The 18496-nt window shown below is 52.9% G+C and carries 16 protein-coding genes; 4 read left to right on the top strand and 12 right to left on the bottom strand.

What is annotated here, in order from left to right:
• Positions 1-5: 5 nt before the first annotated feature.
• Positions 6-860 (bottom strand): 3-hydroxybutyryl-CoA dehydrogenase, encoded by an 855-nt coding sequence (locus KA369_01630; GenBank protein MBP7734650.1) that lies wholly within the window; start codon positions 858-860, stop codon positions 6-8.
• Positions 861-1235: 375 nt separating this feature from the next.
• Here KA369_01630 and recD point away from each other — a divergent pair, with 375 nt between their 5' ends.
• The 4 genes from recD (at position 1236) to lspA (ending at position 7690) form a co-directional block, all read left to right on the top strand.
• The gene (recD, locus tag KA369_01635; protein MBP7734651.1) at positions 1236-3314 is read left to right on the top strand and encodes an exodeoxyribonuclease V subunit alpha; all 2079 of its coding nucleotides are present in this window, start codon (positions 1236-1238) and stop codon (positions 3312-3314) included.
• A 17-nt stretch (positions 3315-3331) separates the two neighbouring features.
• Positions 3332-4261: a hypothetical protein gene (locus tag KA369_01640; protein MBP7734652.1), complete on the top strand. Its 930-nt coding sequence runs from the start codon at positions 3332-3334 to the stop codon at positions 4259-4261.
• Between the two features lie 158 nt (positions 4262-4419).
• Positions 4420-7182 carry an isoleucine--tRNA ligase gene (gene ileS / locus KA369_01645; protein ID MBP7734653.1) on the top strand — a complete coding sequence of 921 codons (2763 nt, stop codon included), beginning with the start codon at positions 4420-4422 and terminating at the stop codon, positions 7180-7182.
• A 1-nt stretch (position 7183) separates the two neighbouring features.
• The gene (lspA, locus tag KA369_01650; protein ID MBP7734654.1) at positions 7184-7690 is read left to right on the top strand and encodes a signal peptidase II; all 507 of its coding nucleotides are present in this window, start codon (positions 7184-7186) and stop codon (positions 7688-7690) included.
• 22 nt (positions 7691-7712) lie between these two features.
• Here the strand turns inward: lspA and KA369_01655 are convergent, their stop codons facing one another.
• From KA369_01655 to KA369_01705, 11 genes are all read right to left on the bottom strand, one after another.
• On the bottom strand, positions 7713-8087 hold the full coding sequence (locus KA369_01655; protein ID MBP7734655.1) for a hypothetical protein: 375 nt from the start codon (positions 8085-8087) through the stop codon (positions 7713-7715).
• A 147-nt stretch (positions 8088-8234) separates the two neighbouring features.
• Entirely contained in the window at positions 8235-9371 is a 1137-nt protein-coding gene (locus KA369_01660) for a methyl-accepting chemotaxis protein (protein MBP7734656.1), read from the bottom strand.
• Positions 9372-9459: 88 nt separating this feature from the next.
• On the bottom strand, positions 9460-10707 hold the full coding sequence (locus KA369_01665; protein MBP7734657.1) for a (Fe-S)-binding protein: 1248 nt from the start codon (positions 10705-10707) through the stop codon (positions 9460-9462).
• A gap of 3 nt (positions 10708-10710) precedes the next feature.
• A complete protein-coding gene (locus tag KA369_01670; GenBank protein ID MBP7734658.1) occupies positions 10711-11433 on the bottom strand; it encodes a respiratory nitrate reductase subunit gamma in 723 nt (240 codons plus the stop codon).
• 69 nt (positions 11434-11502) lie between these two features.
• On the bottom strand, positions 11503-11733 hold the full coding sequence (locus tag KA369_01675) for a sulfurtransferase TusA family protein (GenBank protein MBP7734659.1): 231 nt from the start codon (positions 11731-11733) through the stop codon (positions 11503-11505).
• 102 nt (positions 11734-11835) lie between these two features.
• Complete coding sequence (locus tag KA369_01680; protein MBP7734660.1) at positions 11836-12327, bottom strand: DsrE/DsrF/DrsH-like family protein; 492 nt, start codon at positions 12325-12327, stop codon at positions 11836-11838.
• Between the two features lie 212 nt (positions 12328-12539).
• Complete coding sequence (xseB, locus tag KA369_01685; protein ID MBP7734661.1) at positions 12540-12854, bottom strand: exodeoxyribonuclease VII small subunit; 315 nt, start codon at positions 12852-12854, stop codon at positions 12540-12542.
• Entirely contained in the window at positions 12832-14145 is a 1314-nt protein-coding gene (locus KA369_01690; protein MBP7734662.1) for an exodeoxyribonuclease VII large subunit, read from the bottom strand. Before KA369_01690 ends, xseB begins: the two co-directional genes overlap by 23 nt.
• A 64-nt stretch (positions 14146-14209) precedes the next feature.
• Entirely contained in the window at positions 14210-16177 is a 1968-nt protein-coding gene (locus KA369_01695) for a response regulator (GenBank protein ID MBP7734663.1), read from the bottom strand.
• Positions 16178-16878: 701 nt separating this feature from the next.
• The gene (locus KA369_01700) at positions 16879-18213 is read right to left on the bottom strand and encodes a B12-binding domain-containing radical SAM protein (GenBank protein MBP7734664.1); all 1335 of its coding nucleotides are present in this window, start codon (positions 18211-18213) and stop codon (positions 16879-16881) included.
• The gene (locus tag KA369_01705; protein ID MBP7734665.1) at positions 18210-18482 is read right to left on the bottom strand and encodes an acyl carrier protein; all 273 of its coding nucleotides are present in this window, start codon (positions 18480-18482) and stop codon (positions 18210-18212) included. Before KA369_01705 ends, KA369_01700 begins: the two co-directional genes overlap by 4 nt.
• Positions 18483-18496: the final 14 nt, after the last annotated feature.

The following is an 18496-nucleotide window of genomic DNA, read 5'->3' on the forward strand; positions in this document are numbered from 1 at the left end:
GGGCGTCAATCGTTATAAATGAAGAAACCCCTCCCCGATTTTTTCCCCAGGTATCCCGCCGCCACGTACTTTTTAAGGAGGGGGCAGGGACGATACTTCGAATCGGAATAGCCCCGGTGCATCTCCTCGATGACGGCAAGAAGCACGTCAAGGCCGATCATGTCCGCCAGGGCGAGGGGGCCCATGGGAAAGTTGAGGCCCGCCTTCATGACCCGGTCTATCGATTCGGCCGTGCCGGCCCCTTCATAGAGAAGATAGATGGCCTCGTTGATGAGGGGCACCAGCATCCGGTTCAACAAGAATCCGGGATAGTCCTTCGATTCGACATGGATCTTCCCCAGCTTCTTTACAAAGGTCTTGGCCGTCTCCACGGTTTCACGGGTGGTGGCGATGCCGGGGATGATCTCCACCAGCTTCATCACATGGGCCGGATTGAGAAAGTGAAGGCCGATGACCGACTCGGGCCGCTTCGTTGCGGAGGCTATCTCGGTTATGGATATGGAGGAGGTGTTGGAGCCCAGCACCGCGTCGGCCCGGCAGACCCGGTCAAGGTCGCGGAATATCTGCTGTTTCACATGGATATCCTCAAAGGCGCATTCGATCACGACCATGGCGCCTTTGATCTCATCAATGGCGTCGCAGAGGGAAAAGTGCTTCATGATGGTGTCAGCCCTGGCCTGTTCCAGCCTGCCGGTGTCCTTGTACCGCTTATACCGGTCATGAAGCCGGCCCAGGGCCTTCATCGCACGCTCCTTATCCTTATCGAAGAGAAGCACTTCGAAGCCGGCATTGGCCGAAGCGCAGGCTATATCGGTGCCCATGAGACCGGTTCCGATGATCGCGACAGTTTTCATATCCACCTCACCATCCAGGGCTCCCGGCGCCGCGGATTCCTGTTTTCCATCATGCCCGCGCCGGGCGCGGCCGCGAAGTACGCTCTAAGCCTCCGGGGCAGAATGCACGGATCCATTACAGGGTATACTAGTATCCTGTATTTTACGCGTCCTTAGCGTATATTTTTTCCGGGGTCAAAGGGGCGCAGCCCCTTAAAAGCCCCGCAGGGCTTCCTGCTCCAGTAATTTGGTTGAGGGCGAAACCCTCATTGTGTAATCTAGGTATCGATCATCGGAAATATGCAAGAAAAAATTAATAAATATTGACGCGGGCTAATTCCATGGCCATATCATCGATCAACGCCCCTATAGGCGTGCTATCTATTGCCATTACCGGGAATTATGGTGAACGAACGTACCTTCCAGCGCCTGTTGGATCTATCCGTGGTTTCCGGATCGGACACGGACGATCTGAAATCGGCATACAAGGCGGCGGTGGAGAACCTCGACCTCCTGACCGTCGATTACCAGACCATTCGCGACCTGGCGCGGCTGTCCGGATATTCAGACATCTCCCTTCATCTCCTGCTCATCGCCATGTTCGCTTCCCTCGCGGATGGAAGCGTGTGCCTGAATTGCTCGCCCCGGTCGCTGGAGCGGGTCTTAGCCCCGGTGTGCGGCGCCGCCACAAGGGGGCGGGTAAGGGATATCCTCCACCGCATCAGGAATTACCCGGCCCTGGTTCATTGCCGGGACGAATCCGCGCCGGCCCTCTTCGAGGATCCCCGAGAAACTTACAAGCCCCTCATCCTCGCTGCCTCAGGGGACGGACTGTTTCTCTATTTCCAGAAATATTACGCTGCCGAAAAAGCTGCCAGGGATTCCCTCAGGGCCATCCTCAGCCGGCACGCGAAAATCCCCGCCGATCCAGGAACACTGGCGTCAGTGGTCCGAACCGTTTTCCATGAAAAGCCCCTGGCCAGGGGCGACGAGCCGGTTCTCCTCAATGGAGACCAGCAGCTGGGGGTGGTTCTGCCGGCGCTGAAGAATTTTGTCCTCATCTCCGGCGGCCCCGGCACAGGTAAGACCTTTATCGTCCTCAGCCTGCTGCGGGTCATGGCGCGTCTCGGGGTTCCCGCCGGCCGCATAAGGATCGCCGCTCCCACGGGCCGCGCGGCCAGGAAAATGACCGAATCTATCCTGAAGGGAATCGCGTCGATCCGGGAGCGCGATTCCCATGACGATTCCCTCCTGGCCCTGCAGGGCGCAACCCTGCACCGTCTCCTTCGGTACAGCCCCGCCAGGGATGATTACCTGTACAACCGTTTCAATCCCCTGCCGGCAGACCTGATCATCATTGACGAGGCTTCCATGATCGATATCGTCCTCCTGGGGAAGCTCTTTGAAGCGGTGTCTGAAGGGTCCGCCGTCGTGATGCTGGGCGACCGCAACCAGCTTCCCTCGGTTGATGCCGGGGCTGTCCTGACCGACCTCATCCCCGGCGACCGGGACGGTTCACTCAGCACGGCCATGGCGGAAACCGTAGGGACCATACTGCCTGATATCGCCATCAGCCGCAAACCGCAGGCCGGCGGCGCCTCAATCCAGGCGGGTTCCGACCCTTTCACCGACAGGGTCGTCATACTCAATGAGAGCTACCGTTCCGAGGAAGCTATCAAAAATATCGCCGGGGGAATCAACCGCCAGGACCGGTCCGTAATAACCATGATCCCGGAGTGGGATCCCCGGGGAGAGCTCCCGCTGCGGGGTGTCTGGCGCATAGAGCCCGGAAGAACCGGGGACCCCCCCCTCAGGGAGATGCACCGCATCCTTTCATCATGGGCCGCTCGCCACTACCTATCGCCTGTCATTGACGGCACATCATACCGCGATCTCATTGAAAAAATCTCTTCGAGGGACCTGGACGAGAATACCGAGGTCATGGCGCCGGACATCCGGAAGATCCTTGGCCGCCTTGACGAGGCCCGGATACTGACGCCCCTCAGGTCGGGCATCTTCGGCGCGGCCGGGATCAACCGGTACCTTCTGGAAAAACTGGGTCCCATCTTTGATCCCGCCGGCGCCATGGCCCTTTTCAACGGGGCCCCGATCATCATCACCCAGAACGACTACGAGCGGGGCCTCTTCAACGGCGATGTGGGCCTCATACTGAAAGGGTCCGGGGGCCGCCGCAATGGAGCCTTCTCCTGGCCCGACGGAATAAAGCTCTTCCCTGCGGAAACCCTTCCCCCCCATGAACCCTCCTTTTGCATCACTGTGCACAAGAGCCAGGGCTCGGAATACGGGAACGTGCTCCTGGTCCTGCCGGAGGGAATGCCGGAGCGTCTCCTGACCAGGGAAATACTCTACACCGCCCTGACCAGGGCCAAGCAGTGTGCCATCATCTATGCCACCCGTCCGGTACTGGAGAGGGCCATGGAAAACAGAATAGAACGGGAATCGAGGATCCGATTGGGCTAAGGCCGCAGGGAGGGCTTATGCGTCACTTTAATTTATTATTCACAGCGCCGCTGGTCCTATGCCTGTCATGCACAATGGCGGACCTGGCCCATGTATTTAAGGACGTAAATCTCGAGAAAAAGGGGATCCGAATCAAACTGCACAGGGTTCCCACCGGCCTGTACCGGGAGCCTTTTATAGTCGCCTTCGACAAAATGCTGAGCGACATCTCCGATGAAGCCGTACGGATACGGGCCATCAACCTGTACACGGTTGGAAATTATGACAAGCTCTCTCCCCGGTCGATCAGGGAGGTAAGCAATTTCCTCGATCCCACCTGCAAATTCAAGGACACCTGGTTCGGGGTCTATGTCATCATGGATGACAGGGAAAACCTGGGAAGACGATTCATTCTGAAAGATCCCGGCGGGAAGCCCGATGATCTTGACAATCTGAACAACCGGTCTCTCCTGATGCTGCCGGCCCTGGACCAGAAGATCATAGTCTGGTCGAGCCACCAGCACCAGGCCGGTTATACCTGGGAGCGGTTCATCCGGGAGTTTCATTTTGATGTCCGAAAGGATACGAAGCTGACTGCCGAGACCGTTACGGACCGGCACGGGAGGGCGTGGCGCAGGATCACCGGCTCCTTTACCACCAACGCCGCCCTGACCGACACGGCCAGAACAAACATGTCATTGATCTCTTCAATTCGATCCTATGTCGGCCTTCCCAACTCTGAAGTGTACGCCCGCGTGAAGCCGTGGCATGCTCTGATCATCAGGGGATCCATCTCGGCGCGATATTTCCGCTGCAGCGATACCGCCTTCTGGGCCGTGGCGTACTACAACGGCGGGGCCTTTTACGATACAGCGGGACGGTTTATCGACAACTGGGAACAGACCGATCTGCGGAAGGTCCTTGAGACAATGTTTGACGACCTCGAGATAGGGTGCGTGAACAATTGAAGGTACTTTGAACGCGGTGCCGCTATCCCGGCCGGCGTCTTCAAAAAAAACATTGACAAAACCCCCTCATAATTATGTTTCTGATTATTATTTTATAGTAATATATGATCTCCCGATACCATTTTGCCACGGAGGCTCTATATTAAAACGAGGACGTAATGGACTATTCAAAGACCGTCAACCTGCCGACCACTGATTTCCCGATGAAGGCCAACCTGCCCCAGCGGGAGCCGGAACTGCTCAAGCTCTGGGAAAAGGAAAACATCTATGCCAGGATCCTTGAGTCACGGAAGAATGATGAGCTCTATATCCTTCATGACGGGCCGCCCTATGCCAATGGCCATATCCACCTGGGTCATGCCCTGAACAAGATCCTGAAAGACATCATCGTGAAGCACAAGACCATGATGGGCTACAAGTCCCCCTACGTGCCCGGATGGGACTGCCACGGCCTCCCCATCGAGCACAGCGTCATGAAAGACCTTGGCTCCAAGGCTGAGACCATGCCCAAGGAGAAGATCCGCGGCCTGTGCCGCGATTTCGCAGAGAAGTTCATAAAAATACAGATGGAGGAATTCAAGCGCCTGGGCGTTTTCGGCGATTACGAAAACCCCTACAAGACCATGACCCGCGACTACGAGGCGACCATCGTCGAGTCCTTCGGCAAGATCCTTGAAAAAGGATATATCTACCGGAGCAAGAAGCCGATCTACTGGTGCCCCACCTGCGTGACCGCCCTGGCCGAGGCGGAGGTTGAATACGCCGATCACACGACACCGGCGATCTATGTGAAATTCAAGGTCGATCCCGCCACGATACAAACGCCCGGCATGGACCCCGACAACACCTACGTGATCATATGGACCACGACGCCCTGGACCCTTCCGGCGAACCTGGCGGTGAGCTTCCACCCGGAATTCCAGTACTCAGCGGTGAAGTTCGGCAACGAGTACTACATCGTCGCCAAGGGCCTCATCATGCAGATCGAGGGCGCCGTCGGCAAGGCCAGGGACGGCGAGATCGAGCTGCCCGGCGAAGCCGTCAGGAAACTCAAGGTCTACCATCCATTTATAAACCGGGAATCGAAGGTCATCTTCGGCACCCATGTCACCCTAGACGCCGGCACCGGCATCGTCCACACCGCCCCGGGCCACGGCCACGAGGACTACATCGTGGGCCTCGAATACGGCCTCGATGTCTACTGCCCCGTGGATGAACGGGGACGCTTCACCGATGATTACCCCGAGATGAAGGGCGTCAATGTCTTTGACGCCAACGATCCCATCGTGGAGATGCTGAAGAAGATAAACGTGCTCATCCAGACCGAAAAGATAAACCACTCCTATCCCCACTGCTGGCGCTGCAAAAAGCCCCTGATCTTCCGGGCCACGGAGCAGTGGTTCTTGAACATCGACCATGACGACCTCAGGAAAAAGGGCCTCGACAACGTAAACAAGACCGAATGGATCCCCTCCTGGGGGCAGTCCCGGTTCCTGGGGATGGTGGAGACCAGGCCCGACTGGTGCCTGTCTCGCCAGCGCTCCTGGGGCGTTCCGATCCCCTCCTTCCGGTGCGAGAAGTGCGGCGAAAACCTGATGAGCGCCGAAAGCGTAAAGCTCTTCGGCGAGATAGCCCGCACAAGGGGAATCGACTCCTGGTTCACGGACGACATCAAGGATCTCATACCCAACGGCACAAAATGCAAATGCGGCGGCGATTCCTTTACGAAGGAATTTGACATCCTCGATGTCTGGTTCGATTCAGGGGTCTCTCACTTCGCCGTGCTGGACGTGTGGAAGGACCACCGGTGGCCCGCCGACCTCTACCTCGAGGGAAGCGACCAGCACCGGGGCTGGTTCCAGTCCTCCTTCTGGCCCGCGATGGTGCTTCGCGGCCGCGCGCCGTACAACACCGTCCTCACCCACGGCTTCATGCTCGACGAGGAGGGCAAGGCGATGAGCAAGTCCCAGGGGAACGTCATCGCCCCCGAAAAGCTGATAAAGGAATACGGAGCCGATATCCTGCGCATGTGGGTCTCTTCCGAGGACTACCGCAACGACGTCCGCATCGGCATGCAGATGATGAAGCAGATCGCCGATTCGTACCGCCGGTTCCGCAACACCTTCAAGTTCATCATCGGCAACCTGTCGGACTTCACCCCGGATAAGGCCGTGCCCTACGAAGAGCTGGGGGACCTGGACAAGTGGCTCCTGCACAAGCTCTACACCCTTTCGGCGAGGATCATCGAGCATTATGAGAAGTTCGAGTTTCACCTGGTATACCGGAAGCTGCTCAATTTCTGCGCCGTTGAGCTCTCGTCCATCTATTTCGACATCTCCAAGGACATTCTCTACGTGGAGCTGCCCGATTCGAAGAAGCGGCGGGCGAACCAGACCGTGCAGCAGGAGCTCTTGAACTCCCTTGTGCGGCTCATGGCGCCGATCCTGGCCTTTACCATGGAGGAGATCTGGCAGTTCAACAAGAACACCGGCTCCATCCACATGGAGCGCTACTACAAGCTCGATGACCGCTTCAACAATCCCGATATCGAGCAGAAGATCGAGGGCCTGGTAAACATCAAGAACGACGTGCTGAAAGAGCTCGAAATATGCCGCAGGGACAAGGTGCTGAAATCGTCCCTGGAGGCGGACATAACCCTGTTCGTCAAGGACAACGCGGCCAAGGAGATGATGGCCTCCATGGGTCCGGAGCTCTCCCGGTTCTTCCAGGTGGCATCAGTGACCCTGGTCCCGGAGAAGGGAGCGGCCATGCGCGATTACGATAACGCTTCGGTGGCGGTCAAAAAGACCGGCGGTAAAAAATGCGTCCGCTGCTGGAATTACTTCGAAACCCTGGGGAGCGACCCGGACCATCCGGAGCTCTGCCGGCGCTGTACTGACATAATAAAGGTGATTAAATAGCATGAAACGCGAACATTTGCAGACCTATCTGCTGCCACTGGGGCTCATCACGGCTATCCTTTCCCTGGATATCGTGACCAAATTCCTTATCGTCCGTAACTACGGGTTCGGCGACCGTACCGACTTTCTGAACGGGTTCCTGAGGATCGCCCTCGTCTATAACGAGGGCGGCGTCTTCGGGATACTGCAGGGGCACAAGAACCTTTTCCTCATCGTGTCCATCGTCGTGCTGGCCCTGATGATCGTGTATTACTTCTTCGAGAAGAACAAATCGCTCCTCTTCAACACGTCCATGGCCCTCATTGTGGCCGGCGCCGTGGGGAACATCATCGACCGTCTTGTGCCGGGACGCCCGGGCGTGGTCGACTTTATCTCCATCGGCGTGGATGGCGTGTACCGGTGGCCGTCCTTCAATGTCGCCGATTCATCCATCGTGGTGGGCGCTTTTCTGCTGATCGTGGTTTTTTACAAGGAAGAGCTTAAGCGGAAAAAACAGGCTTCTGAATAGGAGCGCCGATACACAGGTCGTATCAACGCTCCTCTATGGCAATCTCGGCGCTGCCGATGGCCGTATCCTTCTTGTAGGCCCTGACCAGGTATTTTCCCCCGGTATAGAAAGCAAGGTTCACCGAGGCTGTCTGCTTGTCCGGTTTCACGTCTACGGTGAGGGTGTCGACCTTCTCGGTCTTTTTCTCCCTCACCTCGTAGACCCGCACCGTTATTGATTTCACCCCGAAGGGATCCTCGCTGTTGATGACAGCCGTAAGCTCGCCGTCCTCGAATTTCGTGCCGCAATTGACGCCTTCCCCCTTGGGAGACACGCCCTCGCAAAACTGTATCGCCTTCGACCGCGAACAGCCGGCGACGAAGGACAGGATGACGCAAAGCAACAGGACTTTTTTCATGGGCGGGCACCGTTCATATAAAATTGCCGGATAGCAGCGACTGCATATCCGGCTCCCAGTGTCATACAGGGCGCGATTCATTACAATCAAAAAATGATGTATCCCGCGGCAAAAGCCGGTTCAGGCGCCCTTGGCGATGACAAACTTTCACATAATATCATTGAGGTTCTTGACCAGATTTGCGAGGCTGTCCGCCGTGCCTGCCATTTCCTCCGACGAGGAAGCGTTTTTCTGGGATATCTCACCCAGACCGTTCATGCTGGAGCTGATCTGACGTACCCCCTGCTCTATCTCCGTATTGGACAGGGCCATCTCCTCGACCAGTTGCACGATGGTCTTTGACGAGTCTATTATTCCTCTCATCGATCCGATGCTGTTCGCTGATAGGTTTTCTCCCTGCCTGATCGTTCCCAGGGAATTGGCGATCAGGTCGCTGATCTCTTTCGACGATTGTGAGGTCCTTTGCGCCAGGTTCCGCACCTCGGCGGCCACCACGGCAAATCCCCTGCCGTGCTCACCGGCCCGGGCCGCTTCGACCGCCGCGTTGAGGGCCAGGAGGTTGGTCTGGAAGGCGATGCTGTTGATGAAATCGACGATCTCGGTCACCTTCTCTGTGTCCTTGCTGATGTCACTGATCGACAGGATTGCATCCTCTATCTGCTTTCCACCGTCAACGGCTTTCCGCGACGAATCGTCGGTTACTGTTCTCGCGTCGAGTGATTTCCGGGCGTTTTCCGTAACGTTGGCCAGGATCTCCTCAAGGGAGGAGGATATCTCCTCGATGTTTGCTGATTGTTCCGATGAGCTGGCGCTGAGGGATTGCGATGCATTGCGTATCTGCTGCGATGCATCAACAAGATACCTGCTCAGGTCCGCCATAGTGCCGATCATCTGGCTGAGTTTCCGGGCCATTGTCTTTAACTGATCTGATATTTCGCCGAATTCATCCCGGCTGGTCAGATTGATGTCAACATTGAGATCTCCATTGGAAATCCTGGATATGGCCTTTTGCATGTCTTTGATCGGACGAACAATCAGTGAATTGATAAAAAGAACCGCCACAACGCCGGTGACGAGGCCGATCGGGATCGTGATCAGACTGACCTTGAAGGTCATCCCCATTTTTCCCAGGATAAATCCCAGGTAGGTTATAAAAGCTACCGAGATAACAAAAATGATGAACAGCTTGGTAATGATTTTCCACCTGTAAAGGCCATAGGAAACGCCGGTAAGAAGAAAAAAAACAGAGACAAGGATACAGGCGAAGAGAATGTATTCATTCATGGCATCACCTCAAATAAATATAGGATAAGACACTTCCCCCGGAAGTGGATATTCTAAAAATACTAAATGGGTGATGCAATGTCAATCGTCACACGATCATATTCTCGCACACAAGCTCGGTCAGGTATTTCACTTCTACGTCCAGTCCGTAGCCGCTCTGTATGGTCTTCAATTGAGAAACGCAGTTCTCGCAGGCGGTGACCACGATTTTCGCCCCCGTCGCCACAATCTGCTCCTTTTTCGGCTTCCCGGTCTTTATCCTGAAATCCTCGTTATCCAGGGCCACCAGGCCTCCGCCACCGCCGCAGCACCAGTTCTGGCCCTTTGTCGGCGTCATTTCCCGGTAGTCGGTGACTATTCTTCGGATTATATCACGCGGCTCCTCGAAGACGCCGCCGTTTCTTCCCAGCTGGCACGGGTCATGGTAGGTGACCGGTTCCGTGACAGAGCCTTCCTTGAGCTTGATCTTTCCTTCTTTCAGGTAGCGATGTATCACCTCGACGATGCTAGACACCTTAAAGGGAAGCTTTCCCATGAGGGCCCTGAGTATCCTGAAAGCGGTGCCGCACTCGACGATGACCACTTCCTTCACGTTCAGTGATGTCGCTTCCTTGATGATGCGCTGGGCGATGAAATTCGCCTTTTCAGGATCACCGGCGAAAAAGCCGAAATTGACAGCCTCGAAAAAGCTCAGGGTCCAGTTTTCTTTGGCAGCACTGAAAATGATCGCGGGATTCACGATGGAATGGGCGCCGGCAAGGCCGACGTAAAGGATATTTGCGTCCTTTTTCTCCATGGGAATCAGGCCGTCGGAAGACGGCAGGTTAAGCTTTTTCTGAACCTCCTTTTCGAGGTCGCGGATGACGTTCCGGTATCCTTCCTTGAACTGGTCGATGCTTTTCCCCTTTTCCACTGCCGCATCGGCGAGCATGACGAGCTCCTCCGGGGCGGTGCCGTTGGCTACCAGGAGGTGCTTGGCCACCCCCATCATCATGCCAGTATCGATGCCAAAAGGACAGTTGACAACGCAGCGGCGGCACCCGGTGCAGGACCACGCCGCCTCGTAGAGCTGGTCCATCACCGTATCGCTGAATTTCGTCGCATCGCTCCAGTAGGGGAATAGGAAACCGCTGGGACGAGTGTATTTCTTGTAGAGCTTGCGGATCACTTCGGCCCTGCCTACGGGGGAGTACTCTTTTTTCGGTATGCCTTGAAAGGCATGGCAGGTGTCATAGCAGAGACCGCACCGGGTGCAGGTGTCCACATAATAACGCATCGGCCTATTGAGACGCGTTTTAAGGATTTTTTTCAGTTCCATCCCTTTTTCTTTTTCCATGACTTACTTCCTCCTGAGGTTCAATGAAAGAAACGCGAAGGCCATGTGCACCACTTTCGAGAAGGGAATCATCATAAGGACCAGGTTCGCGAGGAAAACATGGAGCACCACCAGGACATAGTGTGGAGAATCGGCTATGCCCGAGGGAACGACCGGCTTAAAGGCCACCAGGCTCGACAGGTATTCGCGGTACGCCTCCACCGGTATGTCGAAGGCGCCCCCGCCCGCGTAGAACCGCGCCGACAGGTGCAGATGGCTCCCCAGGAAGATCGTCAGGAACAGCATGATCAGGAACAGGAAGTCCTCAGGCGCGGAAATCTCACGCCAGGGGGATTTGAATCTGCGGAAGAAAAAATAGAGCACCGAAAGCGTAAGCACGATGCCGACCGCTCCGGCCCCCAGGAAAACATCGTGGGGGATTATCTGCAGCACCTTGAATTCCCGGATAAGCTCAAGATGGCCGATGAAAAGAAGGACAAAGGCCACGTGGAAGACAATGATGAAGAGCCAGAAGACCTTGTCCTTCTTCCAGGCCGCCGGAACCGCGAAGGCCTCGGCGGCTACCCCAATGGGTCTCGGCAAACGCTTCGGAAAGGTCGCCAGCGAACCGGGAAATTTTTTTGAAAAGAATACCACAATGAGCTTGAACAACAGGCCGCCGATCAACATGGCAAAGGCCGAATACACCATGGGCACCATGGCAAAATAAAATATCTTGCTCCACATGTTGCGCTCCTCGGTTATTTATAATATCCGCGGGATGCGGTTTCACCGCATCCCGTCATGAGTAGATTGCTATTTCAGCTTCTTGATGAAGAATGTAGTAACAGTGTCTTTTTTGTCGGTGCTGACTATTTCATTGCCCGTGCTCTTGGCCCAGGCCGGGAAATCAGCGTGAGCCCCGGGATCGGTTGTCTCGGCTGCAAGGACCTGGCCAATCTGCATTTTCTTGATCTGCTGGCTCACTTTCACCACCGGCATGGGGCACGCCAATCCCTTCAGATCCATTGTGATATCTGCTTTAATGTCACTCATAGGATTCTCCTTTCATTATTCGTGATATATTCATAATTTTGAATTAGCAACTCTAATTCTTTTCATGCGATAAATTTTATACAGCATAACCGGTTAAATGAATAGCTGTATCCTGCTGTCACCGGCCTCCAGAAGGAATTTGGCAACGCCAACAAAATCCCTTCCCGGCACGTCGATCATCTCCTCCCGCTTGAATCCCATAAGGTCCATGGACATTTCGCAGATGTAGATCTGAACTCCCATCTCTCCGGCAAGGGCTATCAACTCCGGCAGGGAGGCGACGTTCTTTTTCTTCATGAGTGTTTTCATCATGGCCGTGCCCATGCCGCCCATATGCATCTTGGACAGTGTAACCTTGGCCGCTCCCTTGGGGAGCATGAACCCGAACATTTTTCCGAACAGGTCCTTGCCCTTGCCCTTCTTTTTCGGGTCCCTCAGGGCGGGGGTGGCCCAGAAGGTGAAGAACATGACCACTTCCATGCCCATAGCCGCCGCGCCCGTCCCAATGATGAACGCGGCAAGGAGCTTGTCCAGGTCTCCGCTGAAAACCACCATGGAGAGTTTGTTTTTGCGCTCATCGCGCATCTGGGACATTTCGCTTTTCAGTGAATCTAACGTTTGTTGTATATCCATACTTTACCTCATTCATCATGATCCATGATTATTTAATATAATGATATTATTATAAGAAGTAAAGATTAATGTCAATAAATTTTTTTATAATATTATAAAATCCTTAAATACTAAATATATGAATCATACAACAGACAAAAACGAATCATTTGTTCATATAATTATTATAAAAGAGATCCCTGCAGGTCATCCTCGTTTTCGATCTCACCCGAGGCGTCATCTACATCGACTTCTTTGGCGGAAACCTGGCCGTCTGCGCCCTTCTGCAATATTTCGATCTTGCGCTCCGCCTCATCGAGCTTCTGCCTGCAGAACTTGGCCAGTTTCATTCCCTTCTCAAACTGGCTGATCGATTCATCGAGGCCCAGGTCGCCGTCCTCGAGTTTCACCGCTATTTCCTCGAGCTTCTGCAGGGCCTTTTCGAAATCTATTTTCTCTGTCTTTTCAGCCATGGACTTAGCCGTTTTTTTCTTTTCCATCGCTTCCTCCGCGCGTGATAGAATTGACGCCGCACTGCACTGTCCCGTCGGACAGCAGGAGCCGTATCAAACCGTCGATCTCCACGTCATCGACAGACCGAATGACCGACCCTTCCTCATCCGTGGCGATGGCATAGCCCCTCCGGAGCACCGCCATGGGCGAAAGCTGCTCCAGCGCCTTGAGCACCATCACGTAGGAGTGTTTTTTATTATTGATCATATTTTTCATTATCATGCGGATATCGGGAATCGAGAGAAGGCGGCTTTTACCGGCGGAGACCTTGTCCTTGAGGCTCCCCAGCATCTGGCCCAGCATGTCCGCCAGCATCTGTTCCTTCCGGTTGACTATTTCGTAGGGATCCCGGAAGATACGGCGCGAGCGGATCCCCTCGACCCTTGTGTTCAGGTCCCGAATAAGGGATCCCACCGCGTTGGACGTCCGTATCATCAGATACTCGATCTCTCCGGCCAGATCCTGCCTGGTGGGAACCGCCATCTCTGCGGCGGCGGATGGAGTCGGCGCGTAGGCGTCTGCCGCGTCGTCGCACAGGGGGTGGTCGATCTGGTGACCCACGGCGGATATGATGGGGACCCGCGAATTGTAAAATGCCCGGACCACGATTTCCTCGTTAAAGGGCATCAGGTCCTCGAAGGAGCCGCCGCCCCTTCCGGCAATGATGCAGTCGATCCGGTACCCGGGACTGTTCAGCTCCTCGATGGCCCGGGCAATGGATACCGGCGCGTCATTCCCCTGCACGATGGCCGGGGCGATGACGATCTCAATGTTCGGGTAGCGCCGCGTGGCCACCTTGATGATGTCCCTCACTGCCGCGCCGGTGGGCGATGTCGCGACGCCCAGGCGCCGGGGAAGGAAGGGGATCGGCCTTTTCCTGTCGGGATTGAAAATCCCTTCGGCCGCGAGCTTCTGCTTCAGCAGCTCTATCCGCCGCTGCAGGTCCCCCAGGCCCTCCTGCTTGACCATGGAGACATTGATCTGGTAGCTGCCCCGTTTCTCGTATACAGTGATGCTGCCGAGGGCCAGGATGCTCATCCCCTCCTTCAGCCTGAAATCAATGTTCCGGTTGGCGTGCTTGAAAAAAACCGCGGCAATGACCGCGTCGTTGTCCCTGAGGCTGAAGTAGATGTGGCCGGATGAATGAAATGTCAGGTTGAAGATCTCGCCCTTGACCCACAGGTTGTTGAAATCGGCCCGCCCCTCCAGGGTCCGCTTGATGCTGCGGGTCAGCTCGGCCACGGTGTAAATTTTCTGCTGTGACGAGGTGTCGTTCATGATCCGGATATTATTGGGGCCATGAACAATAAATCAATGAAAAAATGAGCCGCGACGACCGAGTTTAATTGTTTTCGATACTCGCCGCCAGGGCCCCGGAAGCGTGTATCTCGCTGAAGGAATCGTGGATCCCAAGGAAAATATCCACGATGCCCGGATCGAACTGCGATCCGGAGCAGCGCACGATTTCCTTCAATGTAAAATTGTGGGACAGGGCTGTCCGATAGGGCCGCTCCGATGTCATCGCGTCATAGGCATCGGCAATGGCCATGACTCGTGCCCCGATGGGGATATCGTCCTTGTACAGGGCGTTGGGGTATCCCTTGCCGTTGTAATGCTCATGGTGGGCGATGATGATCGACGCGACGTTGTTGAACTCCGTTATGGGCTTGATGATCAGTGCGCCGTTCACGGGATGGTTCTTGATCTGGGCGAACTCGCTATCCGTCAGCTTGCAGGTATTGTGCAATATCTCTTCGGGAACGGCTATCTTGCCGACGTCATGAAGAAGGGCGGCAAGCTCCAGGTCCTTGAGCTCATGGTCGGCAAAACCCATCTTGCGCGCCAGGGCCATGGAGTACCTGCTCACGCGAAGGGAATGGTCCTTGGTGTAATTATCCTTGGCCTCGATCGTCGACACCAGGGACTTAACCATGGCAAGGAGAAGGATCCGCTGGCGGTCCACAAGGTCATCGGTCCGGACTTTCAGATTGTGATTTGCAAGGGCAAGGGCTTCCTCAATAGTCCGGGTCCGGAGGAGCGACCTGACCCGCGCCTTGAGTTCATCCGCGTCAAAGGGCTTTGCCAGGTAATCATTGGCCCCCGAATCTATTCCCGCCACCAGCATCTCGGAACCGGCCCGGGCCGTCACGAGGATAATCGGGATATGCTTCAGGGAAGGATCGCTCTTCACTTCGCGGCAGAAGGAATAGCCGTCCATTTCAGGCATCATCACGTCACATATGACCAGATCCGGGATATTCTCGCGGAGCATGGCAAGCCCTTTTCGTCCGGAATTGCAGAGGAGGAGATCGAACTCATCTTTAAGAAGGAAATGCATCAGCTTGAGAATATCGGGATTATCATCAATGATCAGTATCGTATAATCATGGATCCCGCTCCGGTGTTCGTACGTTTCCAGATCAAGGCGCTGTTCAAGGTCGATGAGCTGCAGCTGCCGGTAATTGCTCACCACGTCGCTGACCTTGAGGCCCTCAACGTCGCTGGCCCGCTTCTTGTATTGCACCGGCTGCTCCGCTTTCCTCCTGTCCCGCACATCCTCATGGATATGGTCATCACCCTTTTTGATCTGGACGATAAAGCGCGAGCCCCTTCCCAGAGCGCTCTGGGCCCGGATTGACCCGCCATGGAGCTCGACGATTTCTTTTGCGAGGGACAATCCCAGCCCGGTGCCCTCCCTGCTCCTGGTGGATGATCCGTCCACCTGGGCAAAGCGGTCGAAAATGGTTTCGAGCATATCGGCGGGTATTCCTTCCCCCGTGTCCTCGACGACAAGCTCCACTTCATTCTCGGAATTGTCGATTGACAGGATGATCCTTCCCCCGGCCGCGGTGAACTTGATCGCGTTATGAAGGAGATTGATAATGACCTTTTCAAACTGCTCCGTGTCGATCATGACCCGGATCCCGTCTTTCATCTGGTACTGGAAATAGAGCTTCAACCCGCGGGTTCCCGCCATGTGCTGCACTGTGGCCACGATATCTTCGCAGAACTTAATAAGCTCAACTTCCTGGAAGTTGAGGCGCATCCTCCCCGCTTCCAGCTTTGCGAAATCGAGAAGGTTGTTGATCTGTTTCAGCAACCTGAGGCCGTTGTTTTGCATGATGGTCAGGGTGTTCCGCACATTTTCCGAAACAACGCCCTTCGGGTCATTGATCAGGGCTCCAAGGGGCGCCAGTATGAGTGTAAGGGGCGTGCGCAGCTCATGGCTCACATTGGTGAAGAATTCGGTCTTCAGGCGGTCATGGGTAAGGAGCTTCTGGTTTGACTCGGCGAGCTCATCGGTCAGCATCTCCAAGTCGTCGTTGGCTTTTTGAAGGTTAAGACGTGCTTCTAATTGATTCAGTCTCGTTATATTCTTGAAATAGGTTCCAAGAACCGACAAAAACATTGTAGTTATTAAGAAAAAATTATTTGAAATAATAATATTATAATCGGTTGTTCGATTAATCAACAGCGGAGAAATATAATAAGCATATATTATTAAACAAGTGACCATGACTTTCTTTACTGTTAGAGGTAATACAAAAATCATAAGCAGCACTGTCAGGTTAATGCCTGCATAATACATGCTGGAAGGGCCACCGGTCAGATGACACATGGTTGCAATGTCAATTCCGCTCACCATCATCATAATCATCGCGATCTTTTGAGTATTGTTTTTTACTAATTTTGTATTCAGCGATAAATAAATGATGATGCACATGACAACAACAACAATTCGCAGAGCCCAGAGCATTTGGTATTTATCAGGATACACAAAAATATCCAACGCTCCAAATATAGGATAAAAAATAATACCTATATAACAGGTAACCTTGATCATGTCTAGACCAAGTATTTTAGTCTCCTGCTGGAATTTTTCGCGAAGATAGCCATCTTCTATTTTTTCATTTATATATTGTTTTAACATGTTAATATACATAATTTCTTCAAACCTGGATTGATTTTATTATGAGATACGTTTTCTTTTTTCAGTAATAAAAACCATTTCTAGTGAATATTTTTATATATAGTTTTAAGATAATTTGATCGCTTATCAAATGAATCCTTGTTAAAAACCTGGCTGTAAGCCCATAAAAATCCTTCTTCAAGATCTTCCACCGTTAAATTTTTTGGCTTGAATAGGACATCTAAAAATGTGCACCTATCCCAGAAAGGCTCCTGCGCCAGCATACGCTGCTCATCATGAAGTCTTTTAAATAAACGTGAACCAGGTAATGGGGTGGCAATGGTGAGCTGCCCGGTAATGTTATGTTCATCCATAAAAGTGACAACATTTTTAAAAACCCGTTTATCATCATTGTCGAGGCCAAAAATAAAAGATCCGAAAACAATAATCCCGTGTTTTTGAATATTATCAATATTCCTGCCATAATTTACCAGTTGTCTGTACTTCCACGAGCTTTTATTCATTGTTTTCAGGTTTTCCGGATTGATACTTTCCAAACCGATCAATAAGGTTAAACATCCGCTTTCATACGCCATGGTCAGCAATTCATCATCATCTCCTATGCCTATATCTGATTGCGCCCACCAGCGAATGTTCAGCCTTTTCAGAAGAGTGAGTAATTCTCTTGAATGCTTTTTATTAACAAATAGATTATCATCGGAAAAGAGCAGTATCTTTCCGGGAAAATATTTTTTTATTTCAATAATTTCTGATTCAATCTGAGCCATCGTCTTTGTCCTGAACCTGTTCCCGTAAATCTTCGTAACAAGGCAAAACTCGCAATCATGGGGGCAACCCCTGCTTGTCTGGATCGGAACCATGTTGTAGTATAAATGTGGATCCATAAAATAATTTTTTTTATGTAATAGATCATACCTCGGAATCGGAGACATCGTTAAATCGACAGGAACTTTATCATCACTATAATAAAACTTTCGTTCACAATTGCTCTCATAATCAGAAAGAAATTGAGGCCAGAGTCGTTCCGCTTCGCCTATTATTACCGTATCCACAAATCGGGCCGCCTCCTCCGGCATAACCGAAGCATGAATTCCTCCCATGACGACATAGACCCCTCTTTTTCTGAACTCAGCAGCCACATTGTATGCATGCAGAGCCTCTTGTGTCATAGCCGTAATTCCTACAATATCATAGCCCTTATTGTAATCTATATCCTCAAAATTTTCATCAATATATGATATTTCAATTTCCCGAGGAGTCAACGCGGCAATAGTCATAATACTGAGGCTTGGGGTGTAATATGCTTTCAAAAAGGCATTTGTTTTATCAAGAACTTCCTTAATGCGGGGAGTCTTCGACCAAGTATAGCGTTTGTTGACAAGCAAACCAATATGTTGGATCGATCTTTTTTTCATGATATATCTTTTTCAAGGACCACAGTATGAATTATTTCGATAAAGTCTCCAACCGTTTCCACGCCGAGTAGTATTGATTCATCAATCGCCACATTATAAAATTTTTCAATATTCGCAACAATTTCAATTGCCATCAGAGAATCTATCCCCAACTCCTCCCTGATTAATACGTCATCACCTATACCGGATTGATCCATCCGTGTTATCCTTGATACAATTGCTATTATATTTTGGCGGACATCATTGGCTTTAGTATTCTTCATATTCATATTGTGTTATCCTA

It is taken from the genome of Spirochaetota bacterium (assembly GCA_017999915.1).
In the GTDB taxonomy this organism is placed as follows: Bacteria; Spirochaetota; UBA4802; order UBA4802; family UBA5550; genus RBG-16-49-21.

Coding starts and splice junctions, on each gene's coding strand:
- xseB (MBP7734661.1), bottom strand. CDS start 12,854: ATGGAAAAGAAAAAAACGGCTAAGTCCATGGCTGAAAAGACAGAGAAA.
- recD (MBP7734651.1), top strand. CDS start 1,236: ATGGTGAACGAACGTACCTTCCAGCGCCTGTTGGATCTATCCGTGGTT.
- ileS (MBP7734653.1), top strand. CDS start 4,420: ATGGACTATTCAAAGACCGTCAACCTGCCGACCACTGATTTCCCGATG.
- KA369_01640 (MBP7734652.1), top strand. CDS start 3,332: ATGCGTCACTTTAATTTATTATTCACAGCGCCGCTGGTCCTATGCCTG.
- lspA (MBP7734654.1), top strand. CDS start 7,184: ATGAAACGCGAACATTTGCAGACCTATCTGCTGCCACTGGGGCTCATC.
- KA369_01690 (MBP7734662.1), bottom strand. CDS start 14,145: ATGAACGACACCTCGTCACAGCAGAAAATTTACACCGTGGCCGAGCTG.
- KA369_01655 (MBP7734655.1), bottom strand. CDS start 8,087: ATGAAAAAAGTCCTGTTGCTTTGCGTCATCCTGTCCTTCGTCGCCGGC.
- KA369_01705 (MBP7734665.1), bottom strand. CDS start 18,482: ATGAATATGAAGAATACTAAAGCCAATGATGTCCGCCAAAATATAATA.
- KA369_01700 (MBP7734664.1), bottom strand. CDS start 18,213: ATGAAAAAAAGATCGATCCAACATATTGGTTTGCTTGTCAACAAACGC.
- KA369_01695 (MBP7734663.1), bottom strand. CDS start 16,177: ATGCTGACCGATGAGCTCGCCGAGTCAAACCAGAAGCTCCTTACCCAT.
- KA369_01670 (MBP7734658.1), bottom strand. CDS start 11,433: ATGTGGAGCAAGATATTTTATTTTGCCATGGTGCCCATGGTGTATTCG.
- KA369_01660 (MBP7734656.1), bottom strand. CDS start 9,371: ATGAATGAATACATTCTCTTCGCCTGTATCCTTGTCTCTGTTTTTTTT.
- KA369_01680 (MBP7734660.1), bottom strand. CDS start 12,327: ATGCGCGATGAGCGCAAAAACAAACTCTCCATGGTGGTTTTCAGCGGA.
- KA369_01665 (MBP7734657.1), bottom strand. CDS start 10,707: ATGGAAAAAGAAAAAGGGATGGAACTGAAAAAAATCCTTAAAACGCGT.